At 41.9% G+C, this 18,609-nt stretch carries 13 protein-coding genes, 1 rRNA gene and 3 other annotated features; of the genes, 13 read left to right on the forward strand and 1 reads right to left on the reverse strand.

The features are described from left to right. Positions 1-100 precede the first annotated feature (100 nt). The 12 genes from DRED_RS01800 to DRED_RS01855 all read left to right on the forward strand — a co-directional run bounded on the left by DRED_RS01800 (position 101) and on the right by DRED_RS01855 (position 16,427). A complete protein-coding gene (locus tag DRED_RS01800) occupies positions 101-868 on the forward strand; it encodes a TerC family protein (protein ID WP_011876725.1) in 768 nt (255 codons plus the stop codon). Further along, positions 865-2,052 (forward strand): HpcH/HpaI aldolase/citrate lyase family protein, encoded by a 1,188-nt coding sequence (locus tag DRED_RS01805; RefSeq protein ID WP_041274380.1) that lies wholly within the window; start codon positions 865-867, stop codon positions 2,050-2,052. The genes DRED_RS01800 and DRED_RS01805 overlap by 4 nt, the downstream gene beginning before the upstream one ends. After that, on the forward strand, positions 2,000-3,367 hold the full coding sequence (locus DRED_RS01810; protein ID WP_238442560.1) for a phosphoribosyltransferase family protein: 1,368 nt from the start codon (positions 2,000-2,002) through the stop codon (positions 3,365-3,367). Before DRED_RS01805 ends, DRED_RS01810 begins: the two co-directional genes overlap by 53 nt. Continuing rightward, positions 3,309-4,526, forward strand: coding sequence for a cysteine protease StiP family protein (locus tag DRED_RS01815; protein ID WP_011876728.1), 1,218 nt, complete (start codon positions 3,309-3,311; stop codon positions 4,524-4,526). Before DRED_RS01810 ends, DRED_RS01815 begins: the two co-directional genes overlap by 59 nt. Next, on the forward strand, positions 4,523-5,302 hold the full coding sequence (locus tag DRED_RS01820) for an HAD family hydrolase (RefSeq protein ID WP_011876729.1): 780 nt from the start codon (positions 4,523-4,525) through the stop codon (positions 5,300-5,302). Before DRED_RS01815 ends, DRED_RS01820 begins: the two co-directional genes overlap by 4 nt. Positions 5,303-5,319: 17 nt before the next feature. Then, positions 5,320-6,003, forward strand: a complete 684-nt coding sequence (locus DRED_RS01825) for a TIGR00266 family protein (RefSeq protein WP_011876730.1) — start codon at positions 5,320-5,322, stop codon at positions 6,001-6,003. Positions 6,004-6,029: 26 nt separating this feature from the next. Beyond that, complete coding sequence (locus DRED_RS19805) at positions 6,030-6,665, forward strand: TerD family protein (protein WP_049755835.1); 636 nt, start codon at positions 6,030-6,032, stop codon at positions 6,663-6,665. A 372-nt stretch (positions 6,666-7,037) separates the two neighbouring features. Then, positions 7,038-7,334, forward strand: a sequence feature (16S ribosomal RNA rRNA prediction is too short). 102 nt (positions 7,335-7,436) lie between these two features. Then, positions 7,437-7,587, forward strand: a sequence feature (23S ribosomal RNA rRNA prediction is too short). Between the two features lie 17 nt (positions 7,588-7,604). Further along, positions 7,605-8,200, forward strand: a sequence feature (23S ribosomal RNA rRNA prediction is too short). A 294-nt stretch (positions 8,201-8,494) separates the two neighbouring features. Beyond that, positions 8,495-8,699, forward strand: a 5S ribosomal RNA gene (gene rrf, locus DRED_RS19810). Between the two features lie 732 nt (positions 8,700-9,431). Then, complete coding sequence (locus tag DRED_RS01840) at positions 9,432-10,838, forward strand: sigma-54 interaction domain-containing protein (protein WP_011876732.1); 1,407 nt, start codon at positions 9,432-9,434, stop codon at positions 10,836-10,838. Between the two features lie 535 nt (positions 10,839-11,373). Next, positions 11,374-13,797 (forward strand): 3-hydroxyacyl-CoA dehydrogenase/enoyl-CoA hydratase family protein, encoded by a 2,424-nt coding sequence (locus DRED_RS01845; protein ID WP_011876733.1) that lies wholly within the window; start codon positions 11,374-11,376, stop codon positions 13,795-13,797. A gap of 12 nt (positions 13,798-13,809) precedes the next feature. Beyond that, entirely contained in the window at positions 13,810-14,988 is a 1,179-nt protein-coding gene (locus DRED_RS01850; protein ID WP_011876734.1) for an acetyl-CoA C-acyltransferase, read from the forward strand. A gap of 155 nt (positions 14,989-15,143) precedes the next feature. Then, positions 15,144-16,427 carry an IS110 family RNA-guided transposase gene (locus tag DRED_RS01855; protein WP_011876735.1) on the forward strand — a complete coding sequence of 428 codons (1,284 nt, stop codon included), beginning with the start codon at positions 15,144-15,146 and terminating at the stop codon, positions 16,425-16,427. Positions 16,428-16,441: 14 nt separating this feature from the next. On the opposite strand, the gene DRED_RS18485 is transcribed toward DRED_RS01855, so the two are convergent. Next, positions 16,442-16,585 (reverse strand): hypothetical protein, encoded by a 144-nt coding sequence (locus DRED_RS18485; protein WP_156779556.1) that lies wholly within the window; start codon positions 16,583-16,585, stop codon positions 16,442-16,444. 234 nt (positions 16,586-16,819) lie between these two features. Here DRED_RS18485 and DRED_RS01865 point away from each other — a divergent pair, with 234 nt between their 5' ends. Next, positions 16,820-18,580, forward strand: a complete 1,761-nt coding sequence (locus tag DRED_RS01865) for an acyl-CoA dehydrogenase family protein (protein ID WP_011876737.1) — start codon at positions 16,820-16,822, stop codon at positions 18,578-18,580. Positions 18,581-18,609 lie beyond the last annotated feature (29 nt).

The following is an 18,609-nucleotide window of genomic DNA, read 5'->3' on the forward strand; positions in this document are numbered from 1 at the left end:
GGTGGATGGTATTGGGTTTATCCGGTTTCAACTTTAGTATAAGAGAGAATAGACAAGACAATACAGGAACTTAAGGACTATTTAAGGAGGCTTTTATTAATTGGAAGCTGTAACAACGTTTTTGACCGGGCTGGTTGCCAACTATGGCCATTTTTTCTCCTGGCAGGATATTCACAGGGTTATGACTGACCCTGTGAGTTGGGGCATTGTTTTTTGGTTAGTTATCCTGGAAGGGCTGCTATCCTGTGATAATGCCTTGGTATTGGCAGTGGTAGTGAACAAACTACCGAAACATCAACAGAAAAAAGCATTGCTCTATGGTATTTGGGGAGCGTATTTCTTCCGTTTTATTGCAATTGGCCTAGGAACATATTTAGTAAAGATAAAATGGGTGCAAATTCTAGGTGCGGGATATCTGCTATGGATGGCAGGTAAATTCTTCCTCTCTAAGGGTGAGGAAGCAGATGAAGGTGATGGAGAAGCGAAGGTAAGCGGCTTCTGGTTAAAAATGGTTGGACCCTTTTGGGCCACTGTAATAACGGTTGAATTAATGGATATCACCTTTAGCGTCGATAGTATCCTGGCAGCCTTTGCTATGAGCAACGAAGTTTGGGTTTTGTTCATGGGAGGGATATTAGGTATTTTGATGATGCGGGGTGTAGCGACTATTTTCATCAAATTGCTTGAGAAATATCCCGAGCTGGAGGCGTCGGCATATGTTTTGATCGCTTTAATTGGCGGTAAACTGATGGGACAAGCCTTTGGCTACCATATACCCCATGGCATTTTCTTCTCTATAATGGCGGCTGTATTACTGGGCACCATTGTGCTTCATCACTTGCGAGAAGGTGGTAATAAAGCAGCATGATTCACTTTGCTTATTTCAAAGAGGAACAAAGGAAAAAGATGTTCTTTATTCCTCCGGTCGAATTACGAGAGGATCATGATAAGGACACTTTGGCCCATGCCTTAGGGGCTACCCTGTATATGCCGGGTACTGCCAACAGGGCCATTGATAAAGTGATTAACAATGAAATCCCCGGTCTTACCTCTACGGTTCTTTGTCTTGAGGATGCGGTAGACGATCGGGAAGTTGAAGATGCTGAGGAAAACCTTGCTTTGCAGCTGGGGACTCTGCTTGCAATGGCAGAAAAGGGGAGTTCGCTCCCCTTTATCTTTGTTAGGGTTCGCAATGTGGAGCAATTTAAAAGGCTGACCCAAGTCCTTGGGGAAAGCATCCATGTGTTAACCGGTTTTGTATTTCCAAAATTTGACATGATGGCCGGTCAGGAATATTTTGCACATCTTACTACAATTAATAAAACTACGAAGAAAACTATATATGGCATGCCCATATTAGAGGGGCCATCCGTGATTCATCTGGAATCAAGGGTAAGAGAGATGCTAAAAATTAAGGAACTGCTTGATCAATACAAGGAGTTAGTATTAAATGTACGCATGGGAGCAACGGATCTTTCTGGTTTGTATGGTCTTCGCAGGAGCCCGGAACTTACCATCTACGATGTCTCTGTAATTCGAGACTTTATTGCAGATATGGTCAACATATTTGGTAGACCTCAGGATGGTTACGTGATCTCGGGTCCGGTATGGGAATATTTCAATAACACGGCAAGGATGTTAAAGCCCCAGTTAAGAAAAACCCCTTTTCAAGAACAGTATGGCAGAGCAGGAGAAAGCTTCCGCTTAGAGCTTCTTGGCAGATACATTGATGGATTAATGCGTGAAGTTATGCTTGATAAAGCAAACGGCTTAGTGGGGAAAACCATCATTCACCCATCCCACATTTTGCCCGTTCAGGCTATGTATGTGGTAACACACGAAGAATATTGTGATGCCAAAGATATCTTGGCCAATGGTGGAAACGGTGGGGTAACCAAGAGTGTGTACGGTAATAAGATGAATGAAGCCAAACCTCATATTAACTGGGCAAAGAAAATCATGATTTTAGCAAAGATATACGGGGTGTTAAATGAGAGGTATGACTATACAAGCATTATCTACGAAGGAGAAAAACTACAAAATATTGGATAACCTGATGGTAGGGATAAGGATGGAAGAAAATCCTTATTCCTTAACCATCGATAGCATATTCTCAATGGCAGCCAGGAACAACCCCAAGAGAAGTTTTTTATTTGTTAGTAAGTTAATCGGCAAACATATTCCGGTTCTACCCAATGTACCCCTGATAACAGGCTTTCTCTTAGCATCCCGGTTGGCTGAATTATGGGGACTTTCTGTAGGCAAGGAAACCATTAGGCATGCGGTAGCTAGTTTATCCGCTGGGGTTAATAATGAATTTCATCCACCATCCTATTCATTCCCAGGGAAGGCGTTATTTATTGGTTTTGCAGAAACAGCAACAGCCCTGGGCCACGCAGTCTTTAGTTCCTGTACAGGAAATATCAATTTCCTACATACAACGAGAGAAAACCTAGAAGGTAACCACGATACTATCTATTTTACAGAAGACCACTGCCATGCTCCGGACCAGCGGTGTCTTATCTGTCAAGGGTCCATAATGAAAGATAATGATTTGCTGGTATTGGTTGACGATGAAATCACCACAGGTAATACCTGTTTGAATATCATAGAGACCTTACAACAGAAATATCCGCAAAAGAGATATGTCATACTAACCATCTTGGATTGGCGTTCGGATGAGGCGATGGCAAAATATCGCCAGGTTGAGGGTGTATTAGGGGTTAAAATAGACGTCCTTTCTCTGTTAAAAGGACGGTTCTGGTACCAGGGGGAGGCTCCGGTTATTCCGCAATCACCCATTGCCCCGGAGGAAGGAATGCCTTGTGTAAGAAGCTTGTACAAGGAAATGGGTTTTCAAGTAGCTACTGTCTTGCCAGATGGCTCAAAGGTTTCCTATCTTGGTTATACTGGGCGCTTTGGCGTGGGTGTCAAGGAAACTAAACAGGCCCTGCTTAGAGCAAAGGAAATTGGCTATGAGCTTTTACAAGTTAGGAAAGGCAAGAAAACCCTTTGCCTGGGAACCGGAGAGTTTATGTATATCCCCTGTCTCATTGCCAAATACATGGGGGAAGGAATTATGGTACAGTCCACCACCCGAAGTCCGGTGCATCCTTACCTGGGCACGGACTATGCGGTAAAATATGCCATAAACTTTGAAGATCCCCATAACCCCGATGTTAAAAATTATATATACAATATTCCTCCTAATTATTATGATGAGGTATTTGTTTTTTGGGAGCGAAAAGTTGTGCCGGAACAAGTGAAGCCCTTTGTCCAAGCACTTCATAAACTAGGAATTGAAAACATTGTATTTGTTTACTTCACTGATGGTGCGGGAGGTGTTTCTAATCGAACAAATTGCTGATTTTGACAGATACGGCACACTGAATGCTTACCCCAAAGTACCTGACCCGAGACCCCTTGGAAGTTACTCCTCCCAAGATGTTATTTTTCTCTTAAAAGATATCGGCCCTTATATTCAGGAACAAGGCAACGAGGCAAGAGAAAAGGCAATTCAAAGTGGCAAGCACTATTCAGAAATGCTTCCCATTGAATATGAGCCCACCCAAGAATATATTGATTTGTTCCATAAGTCCCTCAAAGAAACCGGTTACAGACTGGCCCTGGCCACCGCCATTGTTGCGGAAACTATTTTAAAAAAGAGGGGCAAGAATCTGGTTTTGGTGTCCTTGGCCAGAGCCGGTACCCCCATAGGTGTCCTTATAAAAAGATACATACAGCAATTCCACGGTGTCAAAGCACCCCATTACAGCATTTCCATTATCAGGGACAAAGGAATTGACAAGAACGCCCTGATCTATATCCTGCAGCAACACCCTGGTTGTGAGGTTCAGTTTCTGGACGGGTGGACTGGCAAAGGTGCCATTACAATGGAACTAATCAAATCAGTCAGTGAATTTGAAAAGGAATTCAAGATGCCCCCGGATACAATCAGTAAGGATATGGCTGTGCTGGCGGACCCGGGCTATTGCGCAAATATTTTTGGCACAAGGGATGATTTTTTGATTCCCAGTGCCTGCCTAAACTCCACCGTATCTGGCTTAATGTCCAGAACGGTTTGTAGAGAGGACCTACTGGGACCTTTGGATTATCATGGTGTAAAATTTTACCGTCAGCTTCAGATAAAAGACCTTTCCAATTATTTTGTTGATGTAGTATCTGATTATTTTGCGAAGGCCCAGACAAAGGCCAAAACTATACTCCAACACAATCCCCAATTTGGCATAGATGAATCGCCGGCCTGGCTTGGCCAAAAAGATACCACTAGGGTCCAGTTGGAGTATGGCATCAAAAGCATCAACTATGTAAAACCAGGAGTGGGGGAAACAACCAGAGTATTACTGCGAAGGATTCCCTGGAAAATCCTTGTTAGAGACATGAACAGTCCGGATATAAAGCATGTGTTACTCCTGGCAAAGGACCGTGGAGTGACGGTGGAGGAACACCCTAATCTTAGCTATTCCTGTTATGGACTGATCAAGAATCTGGAGGATAGAAAATGATCTTTGCAAGTGATTTGGACCGTACTCTGATCTACTCCGGGAAGTTCCTTACTGAATTCCAGGGTAAGGTAAAAGCCGTGGAAACAGGCAAATATTACTCCTACATGACTGAACGGGCGGCGGAGTTGCTAAAGCAGGTGGCAGCTAGGATCACCTTTGTACCCTGTACTACCAGAACCATAGAGCAGTATCGACGGATTCAATTTTTTCAAGGGGAGATAGTACCTCAATTTGCCATTGTAAGTAATGGTGCCAATATCCTGTTAGAAGGTACGGAAGATAGTACCTACAGAAATCATATTACACGAATCCTTGCAAATGAGTGTCTGGCAGGGGATGAAATTCTAAAAGAGATAAATAAGCTGTTAAGTGCGAAGTGGGCACAACCAATGAGGCAGGCTGATGGGGTATTCCATTATTGTATAATTGACAGGGATAAGGCCCCGCTGGAAGAATTGATTGCTTTCAGTCAATGGGCCAGCACACAGAAATGGAACGTCTCCATTCAGGGAAGAAAGCTTTATTTAGTACCTCTGGTTATCAATAAGTGGTCAGCCTTAGAAAGAGTAGCCAGCATCATAGGAGACACCAGAGTTTTTGCGGCCGGGGACTCTTTATTGGATCTGCCGCTGATGCAAGGGGCCCATTATGCCGTCTCACCAGCCCATGGTGAACTGTACGAGCAGTTCAGTGAGTTGGGCAAGTGGACATTTACAGAGACCTCTGGGATTAGAGCCGGCGAGCAAATCCTGGAGATGGTGTTAGAGAAAATGTAAGACAAGGAGGGGCGAAAGTGAAACACAAAATTTTGTATCCAGGAGCATTTCCTTTGGTTCAGCTTAATCTGGAGCAAGGGGAATCGGTAAAGGCTGAGTCAGACGCTATGGTTGCCATGTCTTCCACCATCGACGTGGAAGGAAAGATGGATGGTGGGCTGTTGGGAGGACTTGCCCGTATGGTAGCGGGAGAGAGTTTTTTCTTTCAGACCCTAACTGCCCGTAGGGGGGCCGGAGAAGTTCTCTTGGCTCCAGCGGTGCCCGGAGACATTATTGACGTAGAACTCGATGGCTCCTATAGCCTGATGGTACAAAAGGATGGTTTTCTTGCTGGTTCTGCGGGAATTCAGGTGTCCACTAAAATGCAAAACCTTTCACAGGGGTTATTCTCAGGGGAAGGTTTTTTCGTCGTTAAGGTTAGCGGACAGGGAATTGTATTTATTAATACCTATGGAGGAATTCATGTAATCAACCTTGAACCAGGCCAGGAATTTGTTGTGGATAACAGCCATTTAGTGGCCTGGCCTGAGTATATGAATTTTTCAATCGAAAAGGCATCCAGCGGTTGGATTTCGACCTTTACCTCGGGGGAAGTAGCTGTCTGCAAGTTCAGAGGACCAGGACCGGTCATTATCCAAACTAGAAACCCACGGGGTTTTGGAAATTGGATACGTCAATTCATACCTCCTTCCAGAAACTAAAGCGCACTGTTCAAGATGTCCGGGGAATGAGTTATAAACACTTAATCCGTTTTAATATGGGCAGGAATTTTAATGCAGAAACAGCCATTGTGGTGGCTGAACTTTACAGGTATAAAGGGGAGTGGAAGTTTAACCCCATTGCCATGGGTTATCAGGGAGGGTTGGCGGCCCTTTGTGGCAGTTTTGGTATTGATGTATCAGACAATCCAACTAACCAACCAGCCCAGGCGCAAGCGGCACCCACCATAGAAAGGGAACCACAACCAAAGCCCGTACCGCCACAACCGAAAATTAACCTTTCTAAGATTGAATTAAAGAAAAAGGGTGAAAAGATTAACCTAGAAAAGAAAGTAAATAATCGGTTAGGCGAAATCTTAATCAACCTAAATTGGAGTCGGAAACCAATTAATCAGGGCGGTGGGGGATTCTTTGCCAGTATTTTTGGCAGTGGGAATAAAGGAATTGACTTGGATTTAGGCTGCATGATAGAAACAAAAGACGGCCGCAAAACGGTTGTTCAGGCCCTGGATAATGACTTTGGTGATTTAGATTTCTGGCCCTTTGTCTCCCTTAACCCAAGGAACAGCTTCTTTGTGTCACGGTGCAAGGACGTATGTATGAACGAAGAGGCTGGGAAAATAAAGAAGGCGAATAGTAGTTAGCGCCGGAATATTTTATCCATGTGTTTGCTACGGTTTTTTACTATTTTAAAGATTTCTGTGCGTTGGGTAATAGCGATAGTGAAAACTAACGATGTTGCCAATGCTGCCAAAAACTCACTCACACCAATCACCTGCCAGCAATCTTGTACTTTAGTTATATTATAATTGTCTAATTATAATACCCTGTAATATTCACCAAAAAAGGAAGGGAGCATGATACATGATACCGGGTAATGCTCCCTTCGACAATTAGAAATGTTTTAATTAATATGGTATAGTCAATACCTGTTACTGATGAGATAGCTAGAAACTTTTACTTATATTTTACTTGATATTAGTAAAATGACATGGTAAAATAAAATTTTTGCCGTTGCTTGAGGCAGTGAGAAAACTACCAAAAAACTTTCACTTGAAACAAAGCGAGAGATATGGTAAAGGACTTGAGTGCAGGAGAGGGGAGCAGAATTCCCAGTGTAGCGGTGAAATGCGTAGATATTGGGAGGAATACCAGTGGCGAAGGCGGCTCTCTGGACTGTAACTGACACTGAGGCGCGAAAGCGTGGGGAGCGAACAGGATTAGATACCCTGGTAGTCCACGCCGTAAACGATGAGTGCTAGGTGTTGCGGGTATCGATCCCTGCAGTGCCGCAGTAAACACAATAAGCACTCCGCCTGGGGAGTACGGTCGCAAGACTGAAACTCAAAGGAATTGACAGGGGCCCGCACAAGCGGTGGAGTATGTGGTTTAATTCGACGCAACGCGAAGAACCTTACCAGGGCTTGACATCCTACGAAACTTATAGAGATATGAGCCTTATCCTTCGGGATAACGTAGAGACAGGTGGTAGCGACCGATAGTGAACCAGTACCGTGAGGGAAAGGTGAAAAGCACCCCGGGAGGGGAGTGAAAAAGAACCTGAAACCGTATGCCTACAAACTGTCGGAGCACTATTCGAGGTTCGATATTCGAGATTCGAAATTCGAATGCATGTCATATCTTACGGGTCAAGTAAAAAAGACCCTAAAGGAATGCGTGTATCGAACCACGAACTTCGAACATCGAACTTCGAAGTGTGACGGCGTACTTTTTGTAGAACGGACCGGCGAGTTACATCTAACGTGCAGGTTAAGGCAGGAAAGCCGGAGCCAAAGCGAAAGCGAGTCTTAAAAGGGCGAGAGTGTACGTTGGAGTAGACCCGAAACCTGGTGATCTACCCATGTCCAGAGTGAAGCTTTAGTAAAATAAAGTGGAGGCTCGAACCGACCTTCGTTGAAAAGGAGGCGGATGAGGTGTGGGTAGGGGTGAAATGCCAATCGAACCAGGAGATAGCTGGTTCTCCCCGAAATAGCTTTAGGGCTAGCCTCGGTGGATGAATAACGGAGGTAGAGCACTGAATGGGCTAGGGGCCTTCACGGGTTACCGAACCCAATCAAACTCCGAATGCCGTTATTTTAGAAACCGGGAGTCAGACTGCGGGTGCTAAGATTCGTAGTCAAAAGTGAAAATTGTACGATTGGAGCGAGAAAAGGCCGCAGAGAAAAGGTCCAAGCGACTGTTTACCAAAAACACAGGTCCCTGCTAAAGCGAAAGCGAGGCATAGAACCGAAGCCCCAGTAAACGGCGGCCGTAACTATAACGGTCCTAAGGTAGCCTTAGGCCATGTGCCATGAGCCGTGAGCTAAGGTTAAGAATATATGACGCAATACTAAATAGCTGTTCAGTTTTGAGAGAACATAAATTGTTTGCTCAAAGGAAAAGCCAAAAAGCTCATGGCCCAAGGCCCACAGCCCATGGCTGACCTAAAAGTAATACCCAATAGCATAAAGTTTCTGGTGGCGATACCGGAGGGGGTACACCTGTTCCCATCCCGAACACAGCAGTTAAGGATCGCAACGGCTTTGAAACGATTGGCTTAATAACAAGGTTATTAATTAGCCATTGCGGGTGAAGCTTTTATTATTTGTCCAGAGATAGTTATATGGGCCGATGGTACTTGGAGCTCACGCTCCTGGGAGAGTAGGTCGTCGCCAGAGTAATTTTTAACACCCACAGTCATAGGCTGGGGGTGTTGTTTTTTTAGGCAAATAATAAGTTTTAGGGGTATTTTGACAAAAAACTATATCAATAAGGCCAGATTTGCCTGGACAGAGATAGAAAAAGCAAAGTGGTGTTTAGAAAATTATAAAACTTTCCGACTTGCATAAGGGCAACTAAGGCTTACGCCGTCGCTAAAGGCTCTCGTCACCTATAGGGTATGGCGTAAGCCAAGTTTTCTTTAAATTAAAAGGGTGGTATGACGATAATTCTGGTGTGGGAGTCCAAAAAGGTTACTAGTCTAAGGAGTTACATTTTCGACCGAGTCGGTAAAGTTTTGGTCGAGTTATAAAAACAATGATCCCTTGAGAAAAATAATAACTGAATATTGAAAAAATAACTGTTGATATTTGAGCAATAAATTGGTATTCTCATTTTAAGTTGTGGCTTTCTAGTCACCACGTAGAGCAGGATAGGGTGAACTGCCAAAGTTTTTGTACCTATGCTGCTCCCATGATAACAAAAGCCGCCTCCTGCTTAGATTATAAAGCATTAGACGGCTTTTCTTTATTTGGTGTTATTTTTCCACATTACCACATAATCTTTCACCCATTGTCTTGATATTGTATCCTTTACCGAACATTCTGCATGGGAAAACAATTATCATAAATTAAACAAATATTAATTAATTATAAAATCTTTTAGGAGGGAGGTACTTAGCCATTAATAATTTGAATGATCGAAAAAGAATTGAGCGGGAATTTAGAGAAAATCCAGTACTAGCCGGCGTTCTTATAGATAATCCTTATGAAGGGTTTATTGTTGTTAATAAAGATGGTTTTGTAACATTTATTAGCAATCTTTACCTTGATACTATAAATTTAACAAGAGAGGATACTATAGGTAAACATATTACAGAGGTTCATGAAAATACAAAACTAACCCAAGTTCTAGAGACAGGAAAACCAATTTCATATGATTATTGGGAAACTAAAGGAATGACACTTATTGTTGTACGTTTTCCAATACTTAACAATGCAGGCGATTTAATTGGAGCAGTTGGAAAGGCAGTTTTTGTTGATATACCCTCAGGAAAAACGTTGGCCAATAAACTAAAACAATTGGAAAAAGAAGTAGAATTTTACAGGCAAGAGTTATACAAATTTTACAATGCAAAATACACTTTTAATGATATGATCGGAGAAAGCGATGCAATTAAAAAAGTAAAAAAAATAGCTCAAAAAATTGCATTATCTGAATCAACGGTATTAATTACAGGGGAAAGTGGGACAGGTAAGGAGTTGTTTGCCCAAGCTATTCATAATGCCAGTTACAGGTCTCGGTTTCCCTTTGTACGAATAAATTGTGCGGCTGTACCGGAGAACCTTCTTGAGGCAGAGTTATTTGGATATGCTGAAGGGGCCTTTACTGGAGCTAAAAAGGGTGGAAAGCCGGGCAAATTTGAATTGGCCCAGGGGGGTACAATTTTCCTCGATGAAATTGGTGAATTACCCTTAAGTATGCAATCCAAACTTCTAAATGTTTTGCAGGAACGGGAAATAGAAAGGGTAGGAGGAATCCGAACGGTTAGTGTTGATTTTAGAGTTATTGCAGCAACCAACCGTAATCTTGAAGACATGGTAAAAGAGGGTACTTTTCGTGATGATCTTTATTATAGATTAAATGTAATTTCTTTAAAAATACCTTCGCTGCGTGAACGGCAGGATGATATACCTCTTTTGGTGAATTATTTTACCGATAAACTTAATAATAAACTAAAGTGTAGTGTAGAGAGATTTACTGAAGAAGCAATGTTAGTTCTTTCAAAACACTACTGGCCTGGGAACATTAGAGAACTACAAAATACTTTGGAGAGAGTTTTTATATTGTCAGATGATAATATAATATCTGTGAACCATTTACCTTTTTCTATAAAAATGAGAAAAGGCAATATTATACAATCTAAAAGACTTACTTTAGATGAGATGATAGATCAAACTGAAAAAAGAATAATTTTAGATACATTAAGTAATGTAAAAGATGACCGTATTGCTGCTGCTGAACTTTTAGGGATACACCTTTCCTCACTCTATAGAAAAATGAAGAAGCATGGTATTAAAAAAAGTTTCACCTCTTAGAGGTGAGACTTTTTTATTATATCAAGAAAAATTTTTCTCTGTATCCCTCAATAGTAAAGCAATTTTCTTGAAATTAAAAAATATTCTTAAAATTAAGAATATAGTCCGAATCAACTATAAGGAGTTTTTTTTTTGCAAATACAAGAAAAAATATTTTAAATATTCAGAATTTAATAATAATTAATTTTCGGAAAATATTAGTAAATTACTTCTGATTTCTTCAAATTTCTTAATATTTTTTATGGATTGAATATTTCAGGCATAAAAAATGCATTTAACTAATTGTCAAACAAACAAATTAAACATTAATTATATCACGAGGGGAGGGGCACTTGATCATTAACTATGACTTTATGGGAGGTCTAAAAAAGGATTTTATTGAGGAAGGCTAAGCTAATTTTTAGAACGTAATACAACTGGAAAAACCACTGAAAAAATAAGACTGTTTTGGAAATCTACCCAATTTGTAAACTATTACCTTCGTTACTAACTGGTATAAGGAATCAAATATTAAGGTTAAAGGAGGAACAAGAAGATGAATCGCAGCATTAACAAGGCCGCAGTACTTGGTGCTGGTGTAATGGGTGCAACCATTGCTGCACATTTGGCCAATGTGGGTATCCCCACTTATTTACTAGACATTGTACCAAACAAGCTTACTCCAGAGGAGGAAAAAAAGGGGTTAACTCTGGATAGCCCCCAAGTAAGAAATCGTTTTTCTATAAATGGCTTAAATGATCTGCAAAAGTCAAGACCAGCAGCCTTTTATGTATCGGAAAATGCAGCACTTATCACACCAGGTAACTTTGAAGACAACATAAATGTACTTGCTGAGTGTGACTGGATTATTGAAGTAGTTGTTGAAAGGCTTGATATTAAGCAAAGTTTGTTCAAAAAGGTTGAAGCCTACCGTAAGCCTGGGTCAATAGTAGCCTCTAATACATCAGGTATATCCATAAATAAAATTTGCGAGGGATTATCACAGGAATTCAAAGAACATTTCCTAGGGACACACTTCTTTAATCCACCCCGGTATATGAAACTGCTGGAGATCATACCTTGCAATGAAACTTTACCGGAAGTAATAAGCTTTATGCAAGATTTTAGTGAACGTGTATTGGGTAAAGGTGTTGTAATCTGTAAAGATACCCCCAATTTTATTGCCAACCGTATTGGTGTTCATGGCATGTGTACAGTTATCAAGACAATGTTGGAATTTAGCCTTACCACTGAAGAGGTAGATGTCTTGACGGGACAAGCCATTTGCCGTCCAAAGAGTGCATCCTTCCGTACCTTAGATATGGTTGGGTTGGATGTAATGGTACATGTGGCTAAAAATGTATATGATGTTGCGGTTGAGCCGAATGAAAAGGCTATCTTTGAAACACCAGAGTTTATTAAAAAAATGCTGGAAATGGGTTTGCTAGGTGATAAAACTAAGCAAGGTTTCTATAAAAAAGTCAAGACAGACAAAGGCCGTGAAACATTAGTATTTGATTACAATTCCATGGTATATAGACCTAAGCAAAAAGCCAGGTTTGCGTCACTGGAAGCCGCCAAACAAGCAGGTAAACCGCTTAATCAAATGAAGGCATTATTGTTTGGTAAAGACAAAGGTGCACAATTTGCTTGGCGTGTTCAAAGAGATTCTCTCGTATATGCAGCCAACCTGTTAGGTGAAATTTCTGATGATATCCCGTCCATTGACAATGCCATGAAGTGGGGCTTCAATTGGGATTTTGGACCATTTGAAATATGGGATGCCCTTGGTGTTCAGGAAGTGGCCGAACGCATTAAAGCCGAAGGGGGCACTGTTCCTAAAGTGGTTGAGGATCTACTGGCATCCGGTAGAACCAGTTTCTATAGCAAAAAAGACGGTTATAGATATATCTATGCTCAAAACACCGAAGAGGATGTGCAAGAACGGATTCCCAATGGGGTTATTTATCTTAACCCTCTCAAGGAACAGAAAAAGGTAATTAAATCAAATAAAGGCGCCAGCTTGATTGATATTGGTGATGGCGTGGTTTGCCTGGAATTCCATAGCAAAGCCAATGCTATTGGTGATGATATTATAAGCATGATCAATACCGCCGTTACTGAAGTGGAAAAAAACTATGATGGCCTAGTCATTGGTAACTATGGCAAGAATTTCTCCGTTGGTGCAAATCTGTTCTTTATACTGATGGAAGCTGAAAACGAAGAATACGAGGAGCTAGGCCTGATGGTACATTCGTTCCAGCAAGCTAATATGCGACTTAAGTATTGCAATAAGCCTGTGGTAGCTGCTCCGCACGGTATGGTTTTGGGTGGTGGCTGTGAGGTTATCCTTCATTCGCACAGGGTTAACACTGCTGCAGAAGCCTATATTGGCCTCGTAGAAGTGGGTGTTGGCTTAATTCCTGGGGCTGGTGGCTGTAAAGAAATGGCTTTCCGGGCTGCTGAACTGGCAACACCAAAGAGCCAGATTACTACCGGCGGTACAAATGGTATCCAACCCATGATCAATCGGGCCTTCGAAAATATTGCCATGGCAAAAGTATCCACCAGCGGTCCTGAGGCGATAAAATTAGGCTATTTACGTTCTAATGATTGCTTTAGCCCGGACCGTGATCGTATCATTGGCGATGCTAAACGCATGGTTCTTGAGATGGCAGCAACTGGATTTAGACCGGGGCAACCCAAGAAGATGCAAGCTCTTGGGGATGCTGGTTATGCGGCAATTGAGTTAGGTATCTACTCTATGCTCTGGGGTAAAATGATTTCTGAGCATGATGCTAAGATTGCCAAAGAGATTGCATATGTGCTAACGGGTGGCCCTGTAACACCGGGAACCATTGTATCCGAACAGGATCTGTTAGATCTTGAAAGGCAAGCATTCTTGAGTTTACTAGGCGAGCCAAAGACTCTCGAACGTATGAGACATATGCTGAAGTTTAATAAACCACTGAGGAACTAGGGGGGAGAAAAAATGCGAGAAGCTGTAATTGTTAGTGCGGTGCGTACTGCCGTAGGTAAAGCACCGCGAGGAAAATTAAAGAATACACGCCCTGAATTCATGGGGGCTGAAGTAATAAAGGAATTAATTAAAAGAACACCCGGCCTTAACCCTGCTGAGATTGACGATGCTGTATTTGGTTGTGCCTTCCCGGAAGGCGAGCAGGGGATGAACATGGCAAGATTACTTCTCTTAAAGGCTGGTATACCTATCGATGTTTCCGGTCTTACCATTAATCGTTACTGTTCTTCTGGACTGGAGTCCATTGCCATCGGTGCCACCAGAATTATGACTGGATTAGCTGATGTTTATATTTGCGGTGGTGTTGAGAGTATGAGTGTAGTTCCTATGGGCGGCAACAAGGTTGCTCCAGACCCGGAACTTATGGTGACATACCCCGAGGCTTATATGGGCATGGGATATACTGCTGAAAACGTGGCTGAGAAATACTGCATTTCCAGGGAAGAGCAAGATCAATTTGCGGTAGATAGCCATGCCAAAGCAGCCAGGGCAATTACCGAAGGATGCTTTAAGGATCAGATTGTGCCCCTTACTATTCGTGAAAAAACTTGGTCAAAGGGCAAACTGCTTATAAAAGAAAGTGTATTTGATACAGATGAAGGTGTAAGAGCAGACACCAAAATTGAAGGACTAGCAAAATTAAAGCCTGCCTTTAAGCAGGGTGGCAGCGTAACCGCCGGGAATAGCTCGCAAACCAGTGACGGTGCTGCTGCTGTAATGGTTATGAGCAGCGAAAAAGCCAAGTCCCTTGGACTTAAGCCTATGGCTGTATTTCGTTCCTATGCTGTGGGTGGCTGTGCGCCAGAATTAATGGGCATTGGACCTACAGTAGCTATTCCCAAGGCACTTAAATTGGCGGGTATTACTAAAGAACAGGTGGATTTGTTTGAACTGAATGAGGCATTTGCAGTTCAGGCCTTAGCATGTATCAAAGATCTGGAGCTGGATCCGACTAAGATTAATGTTAACGGTGGAGCGATAGCGTTGGGTCACCCGCTGGGTTGTACGGGGGCTAAATTAACGACCCAGTTGCTGTATGAAATGAAGCGTCAACAGGCGCACTACGGAGTAGTAAGTATGTGCATCGGTGGTGGTATGGGGGCAGCCGGTGTATTCGAGATAGTTAACTAAGAAGTCTAATGGATAAGTGTATAAAAATATAAAGGAGCATTCCTGTAAGGAAATAAAATGGTCTTTGTAAAAGAAAAGCACCTCCTGTAATATACTGGGTGTCGAGCTATCTAGGCGACCGACCCCTAATTTAATCACACAGGAGGTACTTCAAAATGAATTATAAACAAAAACAAAGAATTGAGCAACTCACTGAATCAACTTTAATTATTGGAGCCGATATTGCCAAATCTAAACACGTGGCACGTGCCCAGGATTTTAGGGGTATCGAGTTGGGGAAACGCTTGGTCTTTGACAACACTAGGGCGGGCTTAACCAAGCTGATGCATTGGATTAGAACCTTGATGGTAGAGCACGGTAAGGATCATGCTCTGGTAGGTATCGAACCCACAGGACACTACTGGTTACCAATGGCTGAGTTTTTGCGCAAAGAAGGTGTACCAGTTGTAGTTGTAAATCCGTTGCATGTTAAGAGAAGCAAGGAATTAGATGATAACTCGCCCACAAAGAACGACATCAAAGATGCAAGGGTAATTGCCCAATTAGTAAAAGATGGCCGTTACTCAGAACCCAACTTACCCACAGGTGTCTATGCGGAACTGCGGGTGGGAATGGTTCAAAGGGACCGTCTTAATCAAGACCTTAACCGAGTAAAAGGTAGAATCCACAACTGGCTTGACCGGTACTTCCCCGAGTACACAAGTGTTTTCAAAGATTGGGAAGGCAAAGCATCCTTGATGATATTAAATACTTGTCCACTCCCCCGGGAAGTCATCAAAACAGGCACAGAGGCAATTGTAACCCTGTGGAAAACTGAGATTAAACGGGCAGTTGGTATAAAAAGAGCTAACAAACTAATGCAGGTTGCTAGAGAATCCATCGGACTATCCACAGGGATAGAGTTTGCCCGTCATGAAATAAGGATGCTACTTGAACAATATGACATCCTGTGCAAACAGATGGAAATCCTGATGGAAGCAGTTCAAGAGTTACTGCAACAAATACCTGGAAGCACAGAAATGATGACCATTCCAGGAGTCGGTTTGGTTACAGTAGCCGGATTTCTTGCAGAAGTAGGCGACTTAAAAGGATATGAACATGGGCAACAAATCATAAAGTTGGCGGGCCTAAACCTAAAAGAGAACAGTTCTGGTAAACACAAGGGACAATCACGAATCAGTAAACGGGGGCGCCCCCGGCTGCGGGCCTTGTTATTTAAGACTGTGTTAGTCATGGTTGCAAAAAACCGAGAGTTTAAGGCCATCCACCAATATTTAATAACAAGGCATGGAAATCCCTTAAAGAAAAAGCAATCCATAGTTGCCCTCTGTGGAAAATTGATTCGTATTTTGTTCACCATAGGCAGTAAACAAACTCCATATGACGCGGAGCAAGTATTAGGCGTTGTACGCCAAGAGCAATTACAGGAAGCTGCTTAAAAGGCTATTAAATATTAACACTTATTCACAATGAATTGGATAGACAAACGAAGCACGGAGAAGCCGGGAACTAATATTTCCATACGGGCATGACCCAGCAAAGGAGCATACCTGGCCTCCACCCCTTGAGAGGTAGAACGAAGGAATGTAAGGGCCATATATTGGACCCCGTGAGACGTGGGAGGGTAAACCACAAGGGTACATGTGGAGATCCATTGTGCAACCATAATCTGTAAAATTAGGCGTAGCCTTTGATTGGCTACACCCCCACCAACCATATAATGTAATTTATTTAAAATTATTCCTTTGAACCTTGTTTGTATGTGCTTGAAATTGTAAGAATGAGTGAGTAAATGAAAGAAAAATTTATTTTATTGAGGGAGGATTATACTATGGAATTGCAAAAAGGGGCTTTTTATTTAATTGAAGATATTGATCCAGAGAAAATCTTTACTGCAGAAGATTTTTCAGATGAACAACGTATGATTGAAAGTATGGTGGCTGATTTTACCCAAAATGAAATTATTCCTAATTTAGAAGAAATAGATCACCAAAAAGAAGGATTAAGTAGATCCCTTCTTGCTAAAGCAGGTGAGTTAGGTCTTTTGTCTGCTGATGTTCCAGAGGAATATGAAGGGGGCGAGATGGGTAAAATCTCCTCTGCCATTATTACCGAAAATATTTCAGCTGGAGGTAGTTTTTCTGTAAGTTTCTCTGCCCACACAGGAATTGGTTCGTTACCTATTGTACTTTTTGGTACCGAAGAACAAAAGAAGAGATATCTACCCGATCTTGCTACTGGCAGAAAAATTGCTGCCTATGCCCTTACCGAACCTATGGCTGGTTCTGATGCTTTAGCTGCCAAGACAAAGGCTGTTCTTACAGAGGATGGAAAATACTACGTTCTAAATGGGGAGAAAATTTTTATTACTAATGCGTCCTTTGCTGATGTATTTGTTGTTTATGCTAAAATTGACGGTGAAAAATTTACTGCTTTTATTGTGGATAGAGATACTCCGGGCTTTTCCATTGGTCCCGAAGAAAAGAAATTAGGTATTAAGGGTTCTTCAACTTGTTCGCTTATCTTTGAGGATGCTAAGGTGCCAGTTGAGAATTTGCTTGGTGAAATTGGTAAAGGCCATGTAATAGCCTTTAATATTTTAAATATTGGTCGCTACAAACTGGGATTGGGTAGTGTTGGCCTTTCCAAATCTGCCATTTCTTACGCAACTAAATATGCCTTAGAACGCCAGCAATTTGGTATTCCTATTGCCAAGTTTGGTATGATTCAAAATAAACTTGCTCAAATGGCTGCCAAAACCTATGCTTCTGAAAGTCTAATTTACCGTTTAGTAGGTAATATCGAAGAGGCATTACATGGTAAAGTTGACGGGAGGGAAATAGGCGCTGCTATAGAAGAATATGCCGTTGAGTGCTCTATCTCAAAGGTTCATTGTTCAGAGAGTCTTGCTTATGTGACAGATGAAGCGGTGCAAATCTATGGAGGTTACGGATACACTCAAGAATTCCCGGCTGAGAGAATGTATCGAGATGCTAGAATTAATCGTATCTTTGAAGGTACAAACGAGGTGAACCGTCTAATTATTCCTGCCACCCTTCTGCGTCTTGGCATGAAAGGGCAACTGCCTTTGCTTCAAGCAGCTCAAGACCTAGCTGGTCAATTAATTTCACTTCAAGTAAAAACTTCTAGTGGGGGCGAAGTTCCTCTTGAAGTGGAGTTTGATATGTTAAATAGGGCTAAGAAACTATTCCTTTTGATAGGCGGAACTGCAGCTCAGAAGTACATGAAAAAACTTGCTAAAGAACAAGAGATTATTGAAATAATGGCAAATATGTGTATTGAAATCTACGCAATGGAAAGTGCCTTATTACGGGCCAAGAAAGCTTTAGCTAAGGATGCAGCAAGTGCTGAAACTAAGATTGAGCTGGCAATGGCCTATATTTATGATGCATTTCCGAAGCTGGAGAATTGGGCTAAACAAGCCATTGCTTACATGTTTGAAAGTAATGAAGAGGTTCGTACTAACTTGAGCATAGCTAAACGCCTTAGTAAATATCAGCCTATTAATATAATTGACATTAGGCAAAAAATTGCCAAGAAGGTTTTAGAGGCAGGAAAATACGTAGTTTAAACTATATCTATTTGCTTTCCCCTCTATTG

It is taken from the genome of Desulforamulus reducens MI-1 (assembly GCF_000016165.1).
GTDB lineage: Bacteria > Bacillota > Desulfotomaculia > Desulfotomaculales > Desulfotomaculaceae > Desulfotomaculum > Desulfotomaculum reducens.

What these genes read in the sequence shown, in the direction of transcription:
- DRED_RS01820 (WP_011876729.1), top strand. Translation starts at nt 4,523, where the DNA reads ATGATCTTTGCAAGTGATTTGGACCGTACTCTGATCTACTCCGGGAAG.
- DRED_RS01850 (WP_011876734.1), top strand. Translation starts at nt 13,810, where the DNA reads ATGCGAGAAGCTGTAATTGTTAGTGCGGTGCGTACTGCCGTAGGTAAA.
- DRED_RS01805 (WP_041274380.1), top strand. Translation starts at nt 865, where the DNA reads ATGATTCACTTTGCTTATTTCAAAGAGGAACAAAGGAAAAAGATGTTC.
- DRED_RS19805 (WP_049755835.1), top strand. Translation starts at nt 6,030, where the DNA reads ATGAGTTATAAACACTTAATCCGTTTTAATATGGGCAGGAATTTTAAT.
- DRED_RS01810 (WP_238442560.1), top strand. Translation starts at nt 2,000, where the DNA reads ATGACTATACAAGCATTATCTACGAAGGAGAAAAACTACAAAATATTG.
- DRED_RS01855 (WP_011876735.1), top strand. Translation starts at nt 15,144, where the DNA reads ATGAATTATAAACAAAAACAAAGAATTGAGCAACTCACTGAATCAACT.
- DRED_RS01865 (WP_011876737.1), top strand. Translation starts at nt 16,820, where the DNA reads ATGGAATTGCAAAAAGGGGCTTTTTATTTAATTGAAGATATTGATCCA.
- DRED_RS01845 (WP_011876733.1), top strand. Translation starts at nt 11,374, where the DNA reads ATGAATCGCAGCATTAACAAGGCCGCAGTACTTGGTGCTGGTGTAATG.
- DRED_RS18485 (WP_156779556.1), bottom strand. Translation starts at nt 16,585, where the DNA reads ATGGCCCTTACATTCCTTCGTTCTACCTCTCAAGGGGTGGAGGCCAGG.